Origin of the sequence: Devosia sp. (genome assembly GCF_017307565.1) — a bacterium.
Classification (GTDB): Bacteria; Pseudomonadota; Alphaproteobacteria; order Rhizobiales; family Devosiaceae; genus Devosia.
The window spans coordinates 1-16,541 of the sequence record NZ_JAFKHD010000358.1 but is presented as its reverse complement, the minus strand read 5'-3'; the positions used below and the strand labels follow the sequence as shown (position 1 = coordinate 16,541).

Annotated in this window: 27 protein-coding genes and 1 pseudogene; all 28 read right to left on the bottom strand. The window is 62.4% G+C overall.

The window, feature by feature from the left end; all coding sequences use genetic code 11:
* Positions 1-366 (bottom strand): annotated as a pseudogene (locus J0I64_RS14795) (capsid protein); the annotation flags it as partial.
* Positions 311-736 carry a hypothetical protein gene (locus tag J0I64_RS14790; RefSeq protein ID WP_291409579.1) on the bottom strand — a complete coding sequence of 142 codons (426 nt, stop codon included), beginning with the start codon at positions 734-736 and terminating at the stop codon, positions 311-313. The gene J0I64_RS14790 and the pseudogene J0I64_RS14795, both read right to left, overlap by 56 nt.
* A gap of 14 nt (positions 737-750) precedes the next feature.
* Positions 751-1,137, bottom strand: a complete 387-nt coding sequence (locus tag J0I64_RS14785) for a hypothetical protein (protein WP_291409577.1) — start codon at positions 1,135-1,137, stop codon at positions 751-753.
* An 8-nt stretch (positions 1,138-1,145) separates the two neighbouring features.
* Complete coding sequence (locus tag J0I64_RS14780) at positions 1,146-2,261, bottom strand: phage protease (RefSeq protein ID WP_291409575.1); 1,116 nt, start codon at positions 2,259-2,261, stop codon at positions 1,146-1,148.
* Between the two features lie 244 nt (positions 2,262-2,505).
* A complete protein-coding gene (locus J0I64_RS14775; RefSeq protein ID WP_291409573.1) occupies positions 2,506-3,720 on the bottom strand; it encodes a phage minor head protein in 1,215 nt (404 codons plus the stop codon).
* Positions 3,720-5,327: a DUF935 domain-containing protein gene (locus J0I64_RS14770; protein WP_291409571.1), complete on the bottom strand. Its 1,608-nt coding sequence runs from the start codon at positions 5,325-5,327 to the stop codon at positions 3,720-3,722. Before J0I64_RS14770 ends, J0I64_RS14775 begins: the two co-directional genes overlap by 1 nt.
* Positions 5,327-7,039 carry a hypothetical protein gene (locus J0I64_RS14765; RefSeq protein WP_291409569.1) on the bottom strand — a complete coding sequence of 571 codons (1,713 nt, stop codon included), beginning with the start codon at positions 7,037-7,039 and terminating at the stop codon, positions 5,327-5,329. Before J0I64_RS14765 ends, J0I64_RS14770 begins: the two co-directional genes overlap by 1 nt.
* 184 nt (positions 7,040-7,223) lie before the next feature.
* On the bottom strand, positions 7,224-7,496 hold the full coding sequence (locus tag J0I64_RS14760; protein WP_291409567.1) for a hypothetical protein: 273 nt from the start codon (positions 7,494-7,496) through the stop codon (positions 7,224-7,226).
* Entirely contained in the window at positions 7,493-8,062 is a 570-nt protein-coding gene (locus J0I64_RS14755) for a DUF3486 family protein (protein ID WP_291409565.1), read from the bottom strand. The genes J0I64_RS14760 and J0I64_RS14755 overlap by 4 nt, the downstream gene beginning before the upstream one ends.
* A gap of 3 nt (positions 8,063-8,065) precedes the next feature.
* The gene (locus tag J0I64_RS14750) at positions 8,066-8,386 is read right to left on the bottom strand and encodes a hypothetical protein (RefSeq protein WP_291409563.1); all 321 of its coding nucleotides are present in this window, start codon (positions 8,384-8,386) and stop codon (positions 8,066-8,068) included.
* The gene (locus tag J0I64_RS14745) at positions 8,383-8,772 is read right to left on the bottom strand and encodes a DUF2730 family protein (protein WP_291409561.1); all 390 of its coding nucleotides are present in this window, start codon (positions 8,770-8,772) and stop codon (positions 8,383-8,385) included. The genes J0I64_RS14750 and J0I64_RS14745 overlap by 4 nt, the downstream gene beginning before the upstream one ends.
* Positions 8,772-9,296 carry a hypothetical protein gene (locus J0I64_RS14740; protein ID WP_291409559.1) on the bottom strand — a complete coding sequence of 175 codons (525 nt, stop codon included), beginning with the start codon at positions 9,294-9,296 and terminating at the stop codon, positions 8,772-8,774. Before J0I64_RS14740 ends, J0I64_RS14745 begins: the two co-directional genes overlap by 1 nt.
* A gap of 27 nt (positions 9,297-9,323) precedes the next feature.
* Positions 9,324-10,244: a hypothetical protein gene (locus J0I64_RS14735; protein WP_291409557.1), complete on the bottom strand. Its 921-nt coding sequence runs from the start codon at positions 10,242-10,244 to the stop codon at positions 9,324-9,326.
* 149 nt (positions 10,245-10,393) lie between these two features.
* Positions 10,394-10,783, bottom strand: coding sequence for a helix-turn-helix domain-containing protein (locus tag J0I64_RS14730; protein WP_291409555.1), 390 nt, complete (start codon positions 10,781-10,783; stop codon positions 10,394-10,396).
* A gap of 3 nt (positions 10,784-10,786) precedes the next feature.
* Entirely contained in the window at positions 10,787-11,131 is a 345-nt protein-coding gene (locus J0I64_RS14725) for a hypothetical protein (RefSeq protein ID WP_291409553.1), read from the bottom strand.
* Positions 11,131-11,706, bottom strand: coding sequence for a regulatory protein GemA (locus tag J0I64_RS14720; protein ID WP_291409551.1), 576 nt, complete (start codon positions 11,704-11,706; stop codon positions 11,131-11,133). Before J0I64_RS14720 ends, J0I64_RS14725 begins: the two co-directional genes overlap by 1 nt.
* Complete coding sequence (locus J0I64_RS14715) at positions 11,703-11,957, bottom strand: hypothetical protein (RefSeq protein WP_291409549.1); 255 nt, start codon at positions 11,955-11,957, stop codon at positions 11,703-11,705. The genes J0I64_RS14720 and J0I64_RS14715 overlap by 4 nt, the downstream gene beginning before the upstream one ends.
* A complete protein-coding gene (locus J0I64_RS14710) occupies positions 11,954-12,223 on the bottom strand; it encodes a hypothetical protein (RefSeq protein WP_291409547.1) in 270 nt (89 codons plus the stop codon). Before J0I64_RS14710 ends, J0I64_RS14715 begins: the two co-directional genes overlap by 4 nt.
* Positions 12,220-12,492: a hypothetical protein gene (locus tag J0I64_RS14705; RefSeq protein ID WP_291409545.1), complete on the bottom strand. Its 273-nt coding sequence runs from the start codon at positions 12,490-12,492 to the stop codon at positions 12,220-12,222. Before J0I64_RS14705 ends, J0I64_RS14710 begins: the two co-directional genes overlap by 4 nt.
* Positions 12,489-13,043: a GcrA family cell cycle regulator gene (locus J0I64_RS14700; RefSeq protein ID WP_291409543.1), complete on the bottom strand. Its 555-nt coding sequence runs from the start codon at positions 13,041-13,043 to the stop codon at positions 12,489-12,491. Before J0I64_RS14700 ends, J0I64_RS14705 begins: the two co-directional genes overlap by 4 nt.
* The gene (locus J0I64_RS14695) at positions 13,040-13,471 is read right to left on the bottom strand and encodes a hypothetical protein (RefSeq protein WP_366933747.1); all 432 of its coding nucleotides are present in this window, start codon (positions 13,469-13,471) and stop codon (positions 13,040-13,042) included. Before J0I64_RS14695 ends, J0I64_RS14700 begins: the two co-directional genes overlap by 4 nt.
* A complete protein-coding gene (locus J0I64_RS14690; RefSeq protein WP_291409541.1) occupies positions 13,471-13,803 on the bottom strand; it encodes a hypothetical protein in 333 nt (110 codons plus the stop codon). The genes J0I64_RS14695 and J0I64_RS14690 overlap by 1 nt, the downstream gene beginning before the upstream one ends.
* Before the next feature lie 9 nt (positions 13,804-13,812).
* Entirely contained in the window at positions 13,813-14,424 is a 612-nt protein-coding gene (locus tag J0I64_RS14685) for a DUF3164 family protein (RefSeq protein ID WP_291409581.1), read from the bottom strand.
* A 50-nt stretch (positions 14,425-14,474) separates the two neighbouring features.
* On the bottom strand, positions 14,475-14,684 hold the full coding sequence (locus J0I64_RS14680) for a hypothetical protein (RefSeq protein ID WP_291409539.1): 210 nt from the start codon (positions 14,682-14,684) through the stop codon (positions 14,475-14,477).
* A complete protein-coding gene (locus J0I64_RS14675; RefSeq protein ID WP_291409537.1) occupies positions 14,681-15,169 on the bottom strand; it encodes a hypothetical protein in 489 nt (162 codons plus the stop codon). Before J0I64_RS14675 ends, J0I64_RS14680 begins: the two co-directional genes overlap by 4 nt.
* Complete coding sequence (locus tag J0I64_RS14670; RefSeq protein WP_291409535.1) at positions 15,162-15,431, bottom strand: hypothetical protein; 270 nt, start codon at positions 15,429-15,431, stop codon at positions 15,162-15,164. Before J0I64_RS14670 ends, J0I64_RS14675 begins: the two co-directional genes overlap by 8 nt.
* A 1-nt stretch (position 15,432) precedes the next feature.
* Positions 15,433-15,810, bottom strand: coding sequence for a transcriptional regulator (locus J0I64_RS14665; protein WP_291409533.1), 378 nt, complete (start codon positions 15,808-15,810; stop codon positions 15,433-15,435).
* A complete protein-coding gene (locus tag J0I64_RS14660) occupies positions 15,807-16,421 on the bottom strand; it encodes a hypothetical protein (protein ID WP_291409531.1) in 615 nt (204 codons plus the stop codon). The genes J0I64_RS14665 and J0I64_RS14660 overlap by 4 nt, the downstream gene beginning before the upstream one ends.
* Positions 16,422-16,541: the final 120 nt, after the last annotated feature.

Here is a 16,541-nt window from a genome sequence, read left to right as displayed (position 1 = left end):
CTGGATGGACTTGCCCCAAATCTGCTGAAGGTTGGCCGCCTGGCCCTTCTTGGCCGTGTTGATCCAGCCTTCACCGATCAGAAGGCGTGCTGGGTCGATCTCGAAGAGGTCGGCAAACTGCTCACGACGGATTGCCCCGTCTTCAGTAAGCCCACCCTTAACCGCCTTGATGAGCTTGGGATGACGCTTGATCACGTTCCAGACGACACGGCCAAATGCCATCGTGTTGGGGCGATAGATGAGCGTCCCGTTCATCGCGGCGTCAATCACGCCATAAGGGTCGGAGTTAGCGAAGTCCGAGAACTGATCGTTACCGACCAAGGTGATCTTGCGGCCAGCCGCATAGTCGTTGGCATCCTGGACCACTGCAGCCGCCATCGCCGGCTTCCTGATCGCCAAGCATTCGGCCGCCAATGGCACGATCGAGGTTGCGTCCAGCAGCACTGATCCGCTGATCGGCGCCGTCGACAGTCTCGGTGTCGAGGCCGTGATCCTTGACCGAGCCAGTGCGCTCGGTGCCGGTGAACTCCAGGACATTGGGCTGGCCGCGGCGGCCGACTTCGGTGTCCGGCACCGTGAAGCTCTCGGCCAGCGGGAATTCGGTCCACTTGAAGTTTTCAAGATAGACATCGACGCGCGGCAGGACGCGATCGGCGATCAGCGAAATCGCCGTGTTGCGATAGCCCACGGCAATGGCGGTCAGGATGGGATTGGCGACGAAGGGACGAACGGTCATGGATCAGGTCCTGGTTACGCCGATGCCTTCGAGAGGCACCCCGGCGCGATGTGATAGTCGATGATGTCGTCCGCCACGCCGGCCGCGAGGGCGAAGCCGATGATGCGGACCTGGGTGGAATTGGCCGGCAGGGCCTTGATGGCCTTGGCATTGGCGTCGCTGGTCAGCGGATCGCCTGCAGCAACTGCCCCACCGAGGCGCACCGGAGCCATGCCGGCGAGATTGAAGTCGGCCAGACCGCTGGCTTCGACACCGAGACTGTCGACGGCGCCGATCAGCGGATCAGTGCTGCTGGACGCAACCTCGATCGTGCCATTGGCGGCCGAATGCTTGGCGATCAGGAAGCCGGCGATGGCGGCTGCAGTGGCCTTGAAGGACTTTTTGAGGACAAGCGAAGTCATGACCGCTCCTACTTCCCAGCCTGTTCGGTGACGTGATTCACCGCGGCGATGATGTCGACGACGATTCCGACCTTGCCCTGCTCGGCGATATAGGCCTGGGCCTTAGCGGCGATTTGGTCGGCGGTGAGATCGCCCACCTTGTCGGCCGGCAGCCCATCCTTGCCCTGCGGCTTGACGACCGGCTGGGCGCTGGCGGCGAAGGACTTGAAACCGGCAAGGTCGGCGCCGGCGTAATTCCGCGCCCAGATTTCCTGTGCCGGCGTGATCTTGCCGTCGTCGATCGCGGCTTGGACAGCTTCATCGACATCGCGCTTCGAGACGGAAGCGGACAGATCGTTGAGCTGAACCTTGAGATCATTGAACCGGGCAAGCGGCACGAACTGCGAGGCACTCCCTGCAGCTGCGGCAACAATGTCGTCGAGCGCGGCATTGCCGGCCAGCCCGACTGCGGCCGCGATGCGACCCATGCCGCCGGCGCCGGCAGAAACCGCAGCAACGACGTCGTCGAATTTGGCATCCGCGGCTAGCCCGACCGCAGCAGCGATCTTGCTATGACGATCGGTGATGGCAGCCAGGATGGCGTCCTGGCTGGCATTGTCGGCAAGGCCCAAAGCCTTGGCGATCTTTTCCATTGAGGTGTCCTCGGTTGAAACAAAAAGGGAGGCAGCGATTGCCGAGAGGTCCAGCGCGGGCATGTTGACCAGGGCAGCGTTCAGCAGCTGGTGGACACGGCCATCCTTGAGCGCCTGGAACCAGGGCGAGATGTACCGATATTCAAGCGCGCGGATTTTGGCGGCGGCAGCGGCGGTCCACTCGACCCGGCCGTAGATGCCGTCGACGCGAACCTGCATGTCCTTGATCCAGCCTGCGGCCTCGGCGCGGCCGCCGTCCTTCTGGGCACGGACTAGCTCGTGATCGTAGTCGATCATCAGGTCGGTGCTGCCGAAGTACGCCCGGGTGCGGTCGACGATCTTCTGCATGTCGGCCACGCTGCCGGCGTCGAGGTCGCCGCCACGGCCGTCGCGAAGACGGAACCGGCCGGCGGGGAGAAGCTTTATCCAGTTCTCTCCCTGGTCAGCGACGGTCGCTGCGGAAATTTCGAAGATGTTGACGGGCTGGTTCATGCCAGCGACACTGCCGCAATCCCCAAATCGGATTGCAGGTGACAATGTCACCTCGACCTAATTCCCGGCTGCAAGTTGGAGATGGCACCCTTCCAACGCGAGCGGCTTCGCCATTGAAGGGGTTTTGAAGGGGGTAGAACCCACGAATCGGCTTTGGTCGCTGCCAGCGCCCGTTCCATGGCCACTAAAACGGCCCACGGGCTTCTCTGTCAATCTTGCTCTAGCATGCCGCTTTCAACTTCCCTTAGCGGCGATCGACGATGACTTTCGTGCCAGTGCGACCAACCAAGCGAGCAAGCTGGGCGTCGGTAATCCCACGAAGGTTCTCGAGATAGAGCCCCTGACCAGAAGCGGTTGATCGGGCGGCCGCCGCCCACCACTGTTCTCCCACCTTCTTGAGCAGCAAGAGCGAACGATCGCCGTCCTGCAGGACCAGGGCGGGATCGGCAAAGATGCCAGGCAGGCGCCGGTAGTCAGCGGCCGTCAGGTCGGGCTGGTCGCGAAGCTGGCGGCGCATAACGTCATCGGACAGTGCGACAGCGCGGGCCCGCTCGGCGGCTCCAAGTGCTTGCGCGAGATCATCGGTCAGTATGCCGATGGGCATTGAGCCCTCAGGGGCCCGCAGGAAGCGCTCGAAATCGGCAGAGGCGAGCCGCTCCTCGATGCCGGCCCTCATGACAGGCAATGGCGCGCGGCTGACCTTGTCGGTCAGGTTGGCATTTACAGAGCCCATGTAACCGGCCTGACCCGGATTGTAGTCCCAGCCAGGATCAATGCCCTCAGGGACGAACCGCACTTCGCCCGTTACTTTATTCTCCCAGGGAAAGGCAGCGATCGTCGGCGGTTCGAATTTGAGCGGCACGCCTTGCTTCACCAGCCGATCAACGTCTCGTTGGCTTAAGCTCTGCAAAGAGCAGCGGCAGTTCCAACCGCAGGGCGGCGCCCATACCTTCCAGTGGGGATGGTCGATCGGAAGGACCAGGTTGTGGTGCTGGGCGTGTGTCGGACGCGTATTCTCGTCCATGATGGCCACATAGCGGAGGAATGGCCGCGCGGCCCGATTGCGCTCAAAACTGGCCCAATGCCCCGCAGCGTAGCTGACGCGCATGTTGACATCGAACATCAGCTGCAGCCTGCGCGGCGAGCCGAGCTGAACGTTCTCCATCTCGCCTTCGGGGTTGAGGACTGACCGGCGCCCCCACCAGCCCTTGGCCTGCAGGAGGGGTGTCAGCTCCTGGCTGAACTGCTTTGGCGTTGTTCCCTCCTTCAACGCCGCTTCAAGACCGGCGAAAATGTCTTTGAGAATGTCGAAGCCGACCGACTTTGCCACCGTGAAGGCGCGGGCATGTTCGTCGGCATACCGCTCTTGCCACCGGAAGGATGGCACCAGGGCTTTGCCGCGGGCCTCGAGGGCGGCGATGGCGTCGGCCGGCGCGACCGGCGTCAGGCTGACCGGCATCAGATATCCTCGTCCAGTTCGCCGGCAAGACGAGCGGCAAAACTGGCCTGGGCCAGCTGCTCGGCGAGGGCCGAGACGTCGAGCTGGGCAAAGGCCTCAGCGAGGAGTTCCTGTGCCTCCTCGACAGTCGTGGCAGCGGCAAGGCGCTGCTGGAAGTCACCCACGAGCGGGGCCATCAGGGGCACGAAGCCGCCATTTCCCAGTGTTTCGGCGATGGCAAGATCGACAGCATCGGGCATTCCTGCGCGCACCGCCGCTGCGAGTAGCTTGGTCTGGTCCTTTTTGTCCTCATTAGGCGCCGGCGCTGACGGCTGGCGAGCCATGAGGAGCGGCTGGCCAGCCTGAGGCGGCGTGATGCCTATCTTGTTCTGCGCCTCTTCGATGGTGACAGGTACGCCGAGCGGCACCACTTTGGCGACATGGTCCACCCATGCAGCGATGTCTTCCTGCTCGGGCCGGCCGATGATGATCTTGGGATAACCGCTGCGCTGGCGCTGACCGAAATTGAGGTCGATCAGTGCGATCACCAGCTGCTGGTTGAGCGTATCGGCCAACTGCTCAGCGTCGGATTCCACGATGTCCTCGCGGACTTCATCATGCACCTTCGCCTGGGCGTATCCCGAACCGCTGGATGAATCGGTTGTGCCGGTCTGGCCCAGGACAACTTTGGAGGTCTGTCGATCGAGCCAGTCGGCACGACGCTCATAGAGATCGGTCGAGCCAGTGATCTGCGCCTGGACGAACTCTACGGCCATGGCTTGCGGAATAATGGCGGCAAAGTCGCTGCCGATGGAATGGACCGCCTGCAGGAGGACTTCCTTGTCCTGCGGGCTCGCGCCCGGATCGAACTTGCCGAGGCGCATGGGCTGGCCATAGGCCTCGGCAAAGATCGCCCAGTCCTTGAGGGTGAACGACTGGAAAAAGTAGAGCCAGGCAACCGGCCGAGCGAGGCCGCCTCGGATGGTCAAGCCCGACTTAGCCCGCGCACGATGGACGACCCAGCTGTGAGGGCGTAGCTCCTCGAGCCCACCATTGGCGCCGATCAAGAGCAGTTTCTCCGGGTCGGTCCGGTCGAACTCGAAATGGCGCGGATCTCGAAACTTGAACTCGGCCGGCTTCCAGGGGCGCGACTTCGTGTTCCAGATGATCTCGGTCGCGGAGAAGCTCTTGCCGATCGCGTCGAGCATGTCGATGATCGAGAGCGTGAAGCTCGAGCTTTCGACCACTTCCCGGACGAGATCGGCCTCCGCCTTGTCTGCAGCCGACGTGCCGGCGGCTTCCACGCGGATCTCCAGTCCCTTGACCGCCCGTTTGCGGGTGGAAAGCACCGACAGATATTGCGGATAGCGCTCTTCAATATCCTCGGCCAGCTCGAGATAAAGGCGTGGGCTTCCAGTGATGGAGGCGCGAAGGATCATCGCCAGTCGCTCTGGCGTGAGGCCTGCCGCCGGATGGCCGCCATAGGCAGTGCGCCCGACGATTGAGGCAGTAGGACCAGCCTGCTGATTTTCGGGCGTTGAGAGCACTGGCTCGGTCTTCTCCGCTGGCGCCGGCGCGCTGGTGGGCCGAGAGCCGAGAAGAGCCGGAATAAAGTCGAAGATGCCCATCAGATAAGACCTCGGGAGTTGCGGAGCGACGTCATGCGGAACGGGGTGGCCGGGGCGAAGGCGCCCGTTCGCTCGCGTCCCCATTGATCTTCGCCCGCTGGCTGCTCAAACCGGCTCGCACGGGCCGGCACGGGGATGTAGTCATATTCGGCCCAACGCATGCGGCTGGCGAAATAAGCCAGGGCCAGGGCGACGGCAAAGTCAGCATGGCGCTTCTTCCCGGCTGTGCCCTCTCGGACCTGCGGGACCTTCGGCACGCCGCGGACAACTTTTACCGCCCGCAGGTCGGTGACGTGCAAATCGTCCTTCACGAGGGCGATCACGTCGTCTTCAAACGCCACCTTCAGGGGCGGCATATTGATACGATACCAGTCCTCGGTGAACTTGATGGCCCAGACCAGGCCGCTGCCGTCCTCGGATTCGCGCAGCCCAAATATGCGGCCCATATCTTCAGCGACCGTCCAGCCCATGCCGGTAGCGTCGAAGGCGGCACCCACCAGGCGCCCTCGGAGGTGCTCAAGCACCATCCGAACGATCCCCTTTTGCTCATCGCCAGGCACACCGCGCATTTCGATGGTGAGAGCGGAGCGGCGCTTGAGCTTGCTGTCGATCGACAACAGGTGGAAAATCGACAGGTCGACATAACGGGCAAAGTCGAACCCGGCCGCGAAAAGCAGTGACAGGTCGAGCCCCGCCAGGGCCGCCTCAAGTTTGACGTAGAAGTCTTCTAGAAGCGCCGCCCGTTCCCACTCCATCAGGTGCAGGAAATTGGGGGGCAGCTCAAGCCGCTGGATCGGTGCCTCCTCGGTCATGCGCGCTTCGATGAGCGGAGTGGGCAGCCAAGAACCGGAGCCCATCGATGGAACGCAATAAAGCTCCTCATCGGCACCATCACCATAGAAGGAGATGATTTCCTCGCGCCAGGCCGCCTCGGTCTCCGGCGTCCATTCGCGGCCGCGGCGCAGACAGATGCGCTCGAAGAGGCCATCCTGCAGCGCCTCATCGAAGTCGATATGCACATGCTTGTAGGGCAAGCGCTTGCCCAGCACGTCCTGGACGAGAAGGTTGAACGGGTTCTCGGCGCCGTCATGGGTCGAGCAGACGATGACCTGGCCGCCCCACATGAGCAATGCGAGAGCAGCCTTCAGAAGTTCGCCGAGATTGTCGACGAAGGCAGCCTCGTCAATGATGACCACGCCCTGCTTGCCGCGCAACGAGCGCGGCGCCGAGCTGAGACCGTTGATCTCGAATCCGGACGCGAAGGTGATACGGAACGCCTGGATGAAACGATCGGCGCCGTTCTCGTCCTTCCCGTCAGGCCACATATACTCCTGGACCTCGCCGGCGGCATGCCCGAAGGCACGGGCCCAATCGGCGCAGTCAGAGATAAAGTCACGCGTCATCGCCTGGGCATAGGAAATGTAATGCACGTCCATGCCGCCGGCGGTGCGCTGACGAGCTGCCCGCAGCACCGCATAGGCTGCAAGGCCCCACGTCAAACCGATACGGCGCGACTTTTCCACGACCAGGACGGATGTGCCCACGTCCTCGAGCAACTCGACGACGTGTGCCTGGTAGCCCAGGAAAGCCTTAGGAAGGGCGGTCTGGGACTTGCCGACACCGGCGATCGCTTTGTCGATGGCGGCATTGGACACGGCTTTCGCCTTCCGACGCATCTCCGCCCATTGTTCTTTCGTGAACTGGGTGGTCATCGGCGCTCGATCCGGATGGCGCCCGGCATCTTACCGCCGCCGGGGTGCTTGGTGCAGGCTTCGTAGTTGTGATCGCGGCCGCCGCAATATGTGCAGTGAAGTCCCGTCCGGGCGCTCGATCCGCCCCAAGTCTTCGGACAATGCGAGGTCGGATGCGAGCGCGAGCCGCAATAGGTGCAATACATCATGCCGCCCTTCTGCTGGAGCGCTCCGCCACCGACATCTTGACCGCGTCCCACGCCCGCACGAGGAGGACGATTTGCGCAAGGCCTGGGGTAAGCCGCAGCTCGAGCCTTGCCGTTGCCAGGAGTGCGCGCCGATCGGGAGCGGCCTGCTCGAGACAGTCTCGGCAGAGGCCCTCGGTGAGATCGACAAAGCCCATGACGGTCGCGAACGGCACGAGACGGACGGAGTGAATGCATCCGGGATTGCAGCATCGGCAGACGACGATGTTCATTTGCGCTTCACCTCGACGCCAAGCACCTTCGCAAGAGCGTCGTCCACTGTCTCTTCAGACCAGCCGTGGGTCTTGCCGACCTCACGCACGACTTCCTCGGTTTTGTCGGCCAGTTCCGCCTGCAGCTTAAGGCGTCGATCGGTCGACATCTTTTGCGCAGCGACGGTCGCCTGGTAAGCGCGGGCCAGTTCCATGGCGTCCTTGGGCGAGCGTCGACCGGATGAATCGTCCACCAACTCTTGGATCAGGGTCTTGATGAACTCACCCAGGATGACCGTGTTCTCGTCGACATCCTCGGCCGTGAACTCGCTGGATAGCCCTTCGAACATCTCGCGAGCCTGACGCATACGGGTCTGAGCTGCAGCGATGCGCATTGACCGGTTGTAGAACGCGGTCCGAGAAATCTGCTCGATACCCTTGGCTTCAAGCCGCTCATTGAACTCGGCCAGGATATCCGTGATCGGTCGCTGACGAGCGTAGAGTTCCTGATTGGCCCAGAGCACATCGTCCGCCGCCTCGATCGGCAACAGGTCAATGGACGATAGCCGGCCGCGCCCCTTGGCCATGGCTCAATCCTCGGTTTCGGGGAGGACGATGGGATCGCTGGTCCGCTTAACGTTGGGGATGATGATGCCCCAGCTCAGATGCCGCGCACCATGCTTAAGTAGGCGTGCCACCTTGACGCTCCCGGCCTGGACCAAGGTGATGGCGCCCATCTCGGCAAGATAGTCCAACTCTTGTTCGACCCATGCCCGTTCCTTGTTGAAAAGGAACATTTCGTTCATGCGCACGGTCAGTGCGGACGAGGTCATGGTGCGGTTCACCTCGTCGGCGAGGAAACGCAGGATGACGAGGCGCGCTTCGCGATGCTGGATGTCGTGATTGGTCATTTGGTCTTGTCCAGCAGCACTTCCTGGAGCCGGCGCGACAGATTGTCGATCGGGTTGAGGCGCTCGTTCATGGTGTTGAGTTGACCAGCGACACGCTCGAGGCCAAGCTCGAGGCGGTGCATGCTGTCCTTGTCGGGCATCTGCTCGACGATGGTTTCGAGCTTGCTGACGCGGCCGGTTACGTTGTCCAGCTTCTCGTCCACCACCTTGCCTTCCTGCGCGACTTCGCCGCGGAAGGTGTCGATGCGAGCATTGAGCTTGGAGCCGAGGGCGGCAATGTCCTGGGCGTTCTGCTTGCTGGGTGACTGGAAGAAATTCCAGATGGTCAAACCGCTGGTGAGTGCAGCTGCCACCGTAGTAATGGCGGCAAGAATGGTGAAGTCCATCAGGCCACGCCGCCCCACTTCTTTGCGACGAAGTCCTTCACCGTGTGGCCGCCCATATAGAGGCCCATATAGAGCGCGGATAGTTGGAACAGGATGCCGTTGTCGGTTGGCGGCAAGGCGATCTTAAAAATCGCATTGAGGGCATGCAGCCCGATGATGTTCCAGAACCACAGGACGCCCAGTCCCCACATGCCCGCGGGCCGCCACGCCCAGGTCCAGAGCGGCTCCTTCATTTCGGCGAGCAGGAGCGCATTGGTTTCCCTTTGCTGCTCGACACCAGCCAGGATCACGCTGGGGTCTGCCTCGACCTCCTGGATGATAGCGCCGGCGACATTGGGATTGGCATTGTAGCGCTCAACGACGGCCTCGGCCGTCTGCTCGGGTGCACCTAGCCGCTCGGCCAGGATGTCCACCAGCGGCCCAGCGGCCTGATTCCAGGGTGCGGGCAGAGAACCTTCGATGATCTTCTTGAGGAACGGGGCGCCAGCTTTGGTCAATACGCCGGCGAGGTCGAGATTTGCCATTTTAGCTTCCTTCAAACGGCGTTCAAATCAAGTGCGAACGCGGCGGCCGAGCACGATGCCGCGATCTTCGAACCAGTCCTTCATCGGTTCAGGCAGCCAGGCGAAGGCCGGTCCGCGATGGCGCCAGAGCCAAAGGCCACCCCACACAAGCCCAGCCACGGCAAGAGCACCAATGCCAACCCAAAGGAGCATGGTCGGATCGACAACGGCGTCGGAAGGTGCGGTTACAGCATCGGCGCCAGCGCCGCCCACGCCACCAGCTGTTCCGCCCGCGGCCGCCTTGCTGACAGCACTTTTCTCGGCCAAAGCGCGCTGCAGGGTGGCACGGGTGGCCGGGCCGATGAGGCCGTCCAACTTGAGCCCATGGTCGCGCTGAAAGGCCGTGATGGTGGTGACGGCACCCTTGGAGACGTCATAGCCGAGCGCTTTGAAGTCATGGATATGGTCGGCAAAGACGGTGAGAGAGTTGGGCACCGAGCGCCCGTCAACGGCGCCATAGCGGCCGTTCTCGATGATGTTCCATTCACGATCGCGACGACGAACCAGACCTGGCAACACCTTGCCGCCGCCCTTGTTCCAGGAGAAAAACGAACTCTTCGCCTTGGCGAAAGACCCCGCCAGGAACAGCGACACCCAACTTGCCCGGCGGATGGCTCCGGTATTCCAGTGGAACAGCAGAGCGCCATCGAAGACATTCTCGCGCTCGGTATTGATGACGGCAGCGACAGCCGGTTCATAATTCCGCTTCAGCGCTTCGCGGCGAAGGCGACGGCTCTCGTCCCGCGTGATGGTCATGCCCTTCTGAGGCTTTACGACACCGGAAGCGGCAGTCAGGCCGGTGCTGATCGTCCACACGCCGGCGGGGCATTTGTAGGCGACGAGCACATCGCCTTCTTCCTCAACGAGGACGGTGTCGCCGCTATCCGAAAGCTGGGTGATTTTGACCATGTGGGAATGCCTCTTGAACCGGCGCCAAAGCTGGTTCAAATCTGGCTGAATCCCGGAATTGAGTTGCTGGTGACAGTGTCACCAAGTCCCTGCAAAGCTTCAGGATTTCATGGATTTCAAAATAACTTGGTGGTGACAACCGTCACATGTCAATCGAAGAAGTCGCCCTGATCGGTGGGGCGGTCGGCCGCTTCCGTACGCCGGCGCTTGTGCCGGAACACGGTACGACGATGAACGCCGGCCATTCCTGCCGCCTGGTCGATCTTCGCCCCTCCGGAGAGAGCGCGGGCAATAGCTTCCCTTTTCCGCGCAAGAGTCGCCATCGGGATCAATATGGTATCGCCCCGGCCGTTCGCTGAAAAGTGCCCACAAATCTTCTCAGCAGCTTCAAGCCCAACTAGGTCTGCGAGCCAGTGACCGGGCTTGACCGTGGCAGGAATGAAAACCTGCTGCCCGCCACGCGCGGCCGCCAGCGCCCAGGCCGCATCCGGCCCGGCCACTTCGGCGATCTCTGCAATGACCTGGGGCAGACCGCTCATTGTCTAGCCCGCTATATCGTCGTCGAGGACGGCGTCGATCAGTCCAGACATAACCACGGTCTTGATGATCCGAACGGCCAGTTCGTGAGGTTCGATACCGCGGCGCGATGCAGGACGTCGCATGTGATTGAGCACGTCGAGCGGAAGCACCATTCCGCGCCCTTCGATGGCGCCGGGCACTTTCCGGCGTGCCTGGGCACGGATCGCTGACGCCTCCAGCGCACTGACTGCGTTGGCGTTTATGCCCAGTGCAGCGGCGATGTCCCGCGTGCTCTTTCCGGCCTCTCGCATGGCGTGCACGGCAGCCGTGGTGCTGGGGTAGCCGGCGACTGGCTTGGGGGCACCCATCACGCATCACCCTGAGCACGAATGCGCGAGCCGAGGCGCTTCATCAAAGCGATCTTGGCCTTGTCATCAGCCTTGCCCGCGGCCCAAGCCGCAACGCTGGGCAGATGGACCACGCGGTCACCGGCAAGCCGCTTTACCTGGGCGGCAATGACACAGTCCTTCGGGTCTTCAGTAATGGACCAGTCTACGCCGCCGCGCTCCAGCCACTTCTTCAGGCCTTCAACTGCCTTGCGAGCATCTTTGGCGTTCCGGAGAAAGCGGGTGTGATCGATGCCAGTCTGGCCCCGGACAAAAGCGAGCAGCGCTTCGTCGTCGTTGTTGCGCACAAGTCCAAGGTTCCAACCTGAGAGCCACAGTGCCTGCAGCTTGGCGCCATAAGGCCCCGCAAGCGTCTGGGTCTGCCTCTTCTGCCCTGCTCCCCTCGCAACCATGGCATCGAGAACACGGCCGTGCTCGGCCGGCGACATGTCCTTTGTCGAGGTTTTCCCAACCACCATATGGAGGAAGGAGCGATAGGTTTCGTCGTCGAGCCCCAGCTCTTTCTTGGCGACATGGATAGCGGCAATCGCGCTCAATCTTCTTCTCCGGAACGGTGGGTCAGCTGCAGCAAGGGGGCCGCGAGCTTGGTGCGTTTGGTGGGGCGGACTGGAGGCCGCGTCGGTGGAGTTTGAGCGGCATGCGCACGTTCGATGGACGAAAGGATCGAGCCCGCCGCGAAATGATCCGACGTTTCGATCTCGACGCGAATGACGGTCTTCGAACCGCTCGTGGTGGCGCCATACTTCTTGATGTTGGTTTCGCCCTCGGACCAATAGATGCCGGTCATGATGCCGCTCCCTTCCGGACCGTGTCCAGTTTTTGCAGCTCCTCGCCCAGCTCTTCGGGCCGATCCTCGGCAACGGCCTTGCGAGGCTCGAAGCGGACAAATCCCTTGATGTCGTCCTGGATGACCCGGAGCGTGGCGTTGACTGCGGCCATCACCTGTTCACGGGTGAAATCGGGCTCAGTCGGCGCTCGATACCCCGTGAACTCTTCCTTGCCGCCGGCATAGCTGACCGTCGCGCGGATCTCGATACGATAGCCGAACGTCATGACCGCGCCGCCATTTCGAGGGGTGTCGCGCCGGCGATCTCCGCAGCTGGCTTCAGGCCAGCGATAAGCTGGCCGAACAGGTAGGAACTGGCCGGGCCGTTGGTGAAATACTTGGGCTTCTTGCCGACGACCAAGGTCGCGGGGTCAACGGCGATCTTGCCGCTAGCCCAAACTGCACCGAGGCCAGCGCTGGCGCCGATAATGTGGTGGCTATCGCTATCGACTTCCCACCACTGCCCATCACTGAAATTCACGCGGAGGACGGTCATGACGTCCCCCGGCTCATCTTGGCATGATCATCGCAATACCGATCGGGCTGTCCTACAGCGTCCAGCGCACTTACTGCACAGCCGCAGAAGATGGCCGGCCCACTTTCGAACAGCGGCCACTTGCACATGCCCCTTTTCAGCTCGACCAGCGGGACGAGTTTCGCGCTTGGCGGGGCAAACGCCGGATCGAATGCCCGCCGCCTTGCCGTCGAGGTCAGATAGTCATCGGCACGCTGGGCCGCGATCTCGGGAGGGGCCGGACGCGGAGCTGAACTGGCCGCCGATACCGAGGTTGCCACGATTTGGGGTTTCACCTTGACCGCGCGGGTGACGGCGGGCGCCCGTTTGGCTGCTATGGCGGCAGCAGGCGTGGCCGTTTCTGCAACGGGCAGTCCACCAGTCAACTGCAGCTTCATGCGCATGACCTTGCCGACCACCTGATTTCGCGTCAGCCCAAGCGCTTTAGCGATCTGCCCGCCAGAATGACCCTCTCGGACCAGTTCCTTCAGAGTTGCGACGACGTCGTCGGGCCAAGTTTGGGTGCCACTCATTTGCCACCCAATTCGGTGAGAACTTCATCAACGCTGATGCAAATCCGATCAGCCAGGAGGGCCATGAGTTCAGGCTCCTGGCCGTCCTGCGTTAGGATTAAGGTGCGCTTGCCGGCGCCGGCCATCCACCCCAGCTCAAGATGCGCGGACCGCCCGCACGGCAGCACGAGCAGACAGGTGTCTGCCCAGCGCATGGCGCCAAAATCGGAATTGAACGCCTGGGCAGCGCGTGGATGGGTGAGAACCGCAGTTCGATACTCCTCGGCCGTACAATTTGCGGCATCGAGACCGATCTCCGGCCACGAGAAACCTGTAGCGTATGGCGGGTTGCGGAAGTCATAGACCTGATGGCCATGGGAGCGGAGCACCTCTACGAGCAAGGGCTGTTGAGGGTTACGCCAGGATGAGGCGAGATAGATGCGTGCCATCAGTGCGATTCCCCCATCGGTTGGGCGGTTCTGATCGCAATGCGATAGCGGTCATCATCGATTTCGAAATGCCAGGAAGCTTCGGCGCCTTCCTGTGCCGAAGACACCAGAGCGCACATCTCGACCACCTTCTCACCGACACGGAGCAACTCCTCATCAGGGACGAGAAGCCGTGCGGAAGCCCCGTTCACGGCGTTGATGATGTTCTGCCAGAACTCCTGGTCGGCGGCATCGCAGACGATTTCGATGACGCTTCCATTGGCGTCGAGAATTTCGCCCTCCTCACCGCGCCAGGGGGTGGGATACGCCTTGATGAATTCATCCGTGAACATGGCCACCACCTATGCCTGGGCCAGATCGATGGTGATGGTCGTCCAGCCGTCCTCGGCCGAGGCCCGCGTGAAGAAGCGGACATATTCCTTCTTCCCGACGACGCGCATGGCATCGCGGATCGCGCGCATGGCGTTCTGCCAGCGCTCGTCCTCGATATCGAGGCGCAGCAGCATGAAGATCTCGCTGCGGTTGATCTTGCCTTCCTTGTCGGTGTTGAAGGCGCGCGTCACGATCGCCTGGATCTCGGGTCGGGCGTTCGCGGACCACTCATTCATGCATTCGTCGAGGAGGCCCTTGCCCACCTGCAGCTCAGGCCCGAAGTCTATGCTATCCGCCACCTGGACCTTGATCTGGAACAGGCCATCCACGGTCATATAGGTCCGGTTGCCCTTGCCCTTATTGCCGCGCTTCACGAGCTTGTATTCCTGCTCGAGCAGAGTATCGAGCGCGGTCAGGTCGGCCATCGTGTGCTCTTTGAACCGGGTCACCTGGGCGGACAGGGCCAGAACCCAGCCCATGATGTCGCGGACCTTCTCGTCCTGGAGCTTGTCGGCAGGCTTCACCATGCCGATCGGCAAAAGGCGACCATGGGCATCCTGCATGAACTGGTTGTCATTCATGGTGATTACGCCGGACGGGATGGGAGCGGGCGTGAAAGTGGAATGATGGGTCATGCGGGGAACTCCAGTTCGAAGATGGTTTTGAGGTTGAGGTAGGCCTCGCGGCGGGCCGCGAACTTCCGGATCGGGAAATAGCCCTCGTCATTTCGGCTCGCCTGCAGGTCGTCTTCGGCGGTGATGAAAAGGGCGATAGCGACTGCCAGCCGAGCGCTAGTCGTGGCCGGCGCGGTGAGCGTCGAAAGGAAGGAAGACGCCATCATGCTGCGCCCCCTTCCAACACGGTGAGAGATGGGCCGGGAAATGCCACAACGTTGCTAGCCGGCGTCGGGGCCTCGGGCAGTGCCAGGCGCTTCTCGATCGATGCGAGGGCACGCTCCATCAGTTTCAGGATGTCGCTGGCCGTTGCCGGTGTCTCCGTCGTCGCCAGGAGCTGGAGGCACCGCCGTGCGGCACCAAGCAGCTTGGCGATCTCAGCATCTGTCTCCTCGACCTCCTTCACCGCGCGGATGGTCTGAGCCTCAAGGCGCTCGGTGAAGGCCAGCACGGCCTTCACCTGGTCGAGGTGATCGTCGAGGAGTGTGGTCTCCATGAAGATCAGACCCTCGATGACGCCCATCCCATCCGTGGTGACCTCATACTCGCCCGTTCGGATTTGGCGGATCAGAAGCATGATGTTGCGCAGACCATCGGCGACGGCCTGGCCCTGCTGCTCGACGGCAGCGCGCGTGGGGAAGATTTCAGCCACGGCGCACCGCCTTGCCAGCGTTGGGCTGGGCGAGGATGCGCTTAAGGGCGACGATGTCGCTGCCGGCCGCCTTGAGCTGTGTTGTGATCGGGGCGGTACCGGCGGCAAGCTCCATTTGCTCGACATCACCAGTGACATCGGCCAGGACCTTGTCGAGGCGATCGAAGTCAGCGAGCGACATGGTTCCGCGAGCGCGGAACTCCCTCATGAGGCGGATACCGGATTTAAGCCGGGCAGAAGCCGGCTGGCTGTTCAAAGCCATTTCAACTGTCCTTTTTTGTGGGCCGCGCATTCGGGCAGCCGGTTCGGCAGGCATGGAAAAGCTGGGCGCGATAGGCGGAGGTGGCTCGAAAGGGCTCCTGCTGCTCCTGCAGGCATCGGCTCCGGTCGATTTCACCGAGCACCGGACATTCGACCATCAGGCCCATCAGAGCCCCTCGGACGCGCTGCTCGACGCCAACCAGATCGCCCCGATACTTGTTGTTCAGGACGCCGCTCACGAGGCTGCCGGTGTAGCCAATCCGCTCACCGGCCCCCTTGAGGCCGCTGGCATCGGCAAGGGCCGCCAGCTCCAGAACCCAGTCGGGCACCTCGCCCCAGGCGGCTTTTGCCTTCTGGGCGAACGTCAGATCGCTAGTCATGGCATCACCCTAATCTCGGGTTCGCCGAGCACCTGGCGGCTGTTGGGATCGAAAACGACCAGCGCGCTCGATACCGAGGGTGCCTTAGGCCCGACATCGCGCAGCAGCCGATACGTCCACTCTGTGGGGGCACGGGTAGGCGGCGCTGAGACAACCCCGACATCAGACAGGGCCGCCACGTAGTGCCGCGCGGTGGCCAGTGCAACCGGTCGCTCCGGCATCTCTGCCGCCGCCTGCAGTTCGCGGCACGTGAACGTCTTCAAAATGCGGATCGAACGCCAAAGGAGTTGCGCGGAAGTCTCTTCCAGCTCGTTGCCATGTCGGTCCAACCGAGGGGCTTCAATGGGCTTTTTGAGAAGGCGCCACAGGGTTGCGTTGGCAACGCCGCTCCGCGCTGACACCTCGCCGACCCGCTCCGCAAACCCACCCCTTTCAAGCCGGTGGACGTAATCCTTGCTGCTGGCGCGATTGACATTGGTCTGCTCGTCGAGCTGACGGAGGGTCCATGGCCCAACGCCATCGAGCTCAAGGATGATCGCCCAAAAGCCCTCGTGTCCCCGAGGGACCCTGGCCGTAAGCTGCACCATTTCTGTGAGGGAACGCTTGGCCATTAGATCGCCCTCATGGTGGGGGCTTCACGACCAACGACGGGCCCAAACTTCTCGAAGTCTGTCCGCGTGATATGAGTGACGCCCAACTGGCGAGCCCGCTGGCTGACTTCGGCCAGATTC

Bases quoted from the DNA above. Each gene is read 5' to 3' on its own strand.
- J0I64_RS14790 (WP_291409579.1), bottom strand. From the start codon at position 736: ATGACCGTTCGTCCCTTCGTCGCCAATCCCATCCTGACCGCCATTGCC.
- J0I64_RS14785 (WP_291409577.1), bottom strand. From the start codon at position 1,137: ATGACTTCGCTTGTCCTCAAAAAGTCCTTCAAGGCCACTGCAGCCGCC.
- J0I64_RS14780 (WP_291409575.1), bottom strand. From the start codon at position 2,261: ATGAACCAGCCCGTCAACATCTTCGAAATTTCCGCAGCGACCGTCGCT.
- J0I64_RS14775 (WP_291409573.1), bottom strand. From the start codon at position 3,720: ATGCCGGTCAGCCTGACGCCGGTCGCGCCGGCCGACGCCATCGCCGCC.
- J0I64_RS14770 (WP_291409571.1), bottom strand. From the start codon at position 5,327: ATGGGCATCTTCGACTTTATTCCGGCTCTTCTCGGCTCTCGGCCCACC.
- J0I64_RS14765 (WP_291409569.1), bottom strand. From the start codon at position 7,039: ATGACCACCCAGTTCACGAAAGAACAATGGGCGGAGATGCGTCGGAAG.
- J0I64_RS14760 (WP_291409567.1), bottom strand. From the start codon at position 7,496: ATGAACATCGTCGTCTGCCGATGCTGCAATCCCGGATGCATTCACTCC.
- J0I64_RS14755 (WP_291409565.1), bottom strand. From the start codon at position 8,062: ATGGCCAAGGGGCGCGGCCGGCTATCGTCCATTGACCTGTTGCCGATC.
- J0I64_RS14750 (WP_291409563.1), bottom strand. From the start codon at position 8,386: ATGACCAATCACGACATCCAGCATCGCGAAGCGCGCCTCGTCATCCTG.
- J0I64_RS14745 (WP_291409561.1), bottom strand. From the start codon at position 8,772: ATGGACTTCACCATTCTTGCCGCCATTACTACGGTGGCAGCTGCACTC.
- J0I64_RS14740 (WP_291409559.1), bottom strand. From the start codon at position 9,296: ATGGCAAATCTCGACCTCGCCGGCGTATTGACCAAAGCTGGCGCCCCG.
- J0I64_RS14735 (WP_291409557.1), bottom strand. From the start codon at position 10,244: ATGGTCAAAATCACCCAGCTTTCGGATAGCGGCGACACCGTCCTCGTT.
- J0I64_RS14730 (WP_291409555.1), bottom strand. From the start codon at position 10,783: ATGAGCGGTCTGCCCCAGGTCATTGCAGAGATCGCCGAAGTGGCCGGG.
- J0I64_RS14725 (WP_291409553.1), bottom strand. From the start codon at position 11,131: ATGGGTGCCCCCAAGCCAGTCGCCGGCTACCCCAGCACCACGGCTGCC.
- J0I64_RS14715 (WP_291409549.1), bottom strand. From the start codon at position 11,957: ATGACCGGCATCTATTGGTCCGAGGGCGAAACCAACATCAAGAAGTAT.
- J0I64_RS14710 (WP_291409547.1), bottom strand. From the start codon at position 12,223: ATGACGTTCGGCTATCGTATCGAGATCCGCGCGACGGTCAGCTATGCC.
- J0I64_RS14705 (WP_291409545.1), bottom strand. From the start codon at position 12,492: ATGACCGTCCTCCGCGTGAATTTCAGTGATGGGCAGTGGTGGGAAGTC.
- J0I64_RS14700 (WP_291409543.1), bottom strand. From the start codon at position 13,043: ATGAGTGGCACCCAAACTTGGCCCGACGACGTCGTCGCAACTCTGAAG.
- J0I64_RS14695 (WP_366933747.1), bottom strand. From the start codon at position 13,471: ATGGCACGCATCTATCTCGCCTCATCCTGGCGTAACCCTCAACAGCCC.
- J0I64_RS14690 (WP_291409541.1), bottom strand. From the start codon at position 13,803: ATGTTCACGGATGAATTCATCAAGGCGTATCCCACCCCCTGGCGCGGT.
- J0I64_RS14685 (WP_291409581.1), bottom strand. From the start codon at position 14,424: ATGAATGACAACCAGTTCATGCAGGATGCCCATGGTCGCCTTTTGCCG.
- J0I64_RS14680 (WP_291409539.1), bottom strand. From the start codon at position 14,684: ATGATGGCGTCTTCCTTCCTTTCGACGCTCACCGCGCCGGCCACGACT.
- J0I64_RS14670 (WP_291409535.1), bottom strand. From the start codon at position 15,431: ATGGCTTTGAACAGCCAGCCGGCTTCTGCCCGGCTTAAATCCGGTATC.
- J0I64_RS14665 (WP_291409533.1), bottom strand. From the start codon at position 15,810: ATGACTAGCGATCTGACGTTCGCCCAGAAGGCAAAAGCCGCCTGGGGC.
- J0I64_RS14660 (WP_291409531.1), bottom strand. From the start codon at position 16,421: ATGGCCAAGCGTTCCCTCACAGAAATGGTGCAGCTTACGGCCAGGGTC.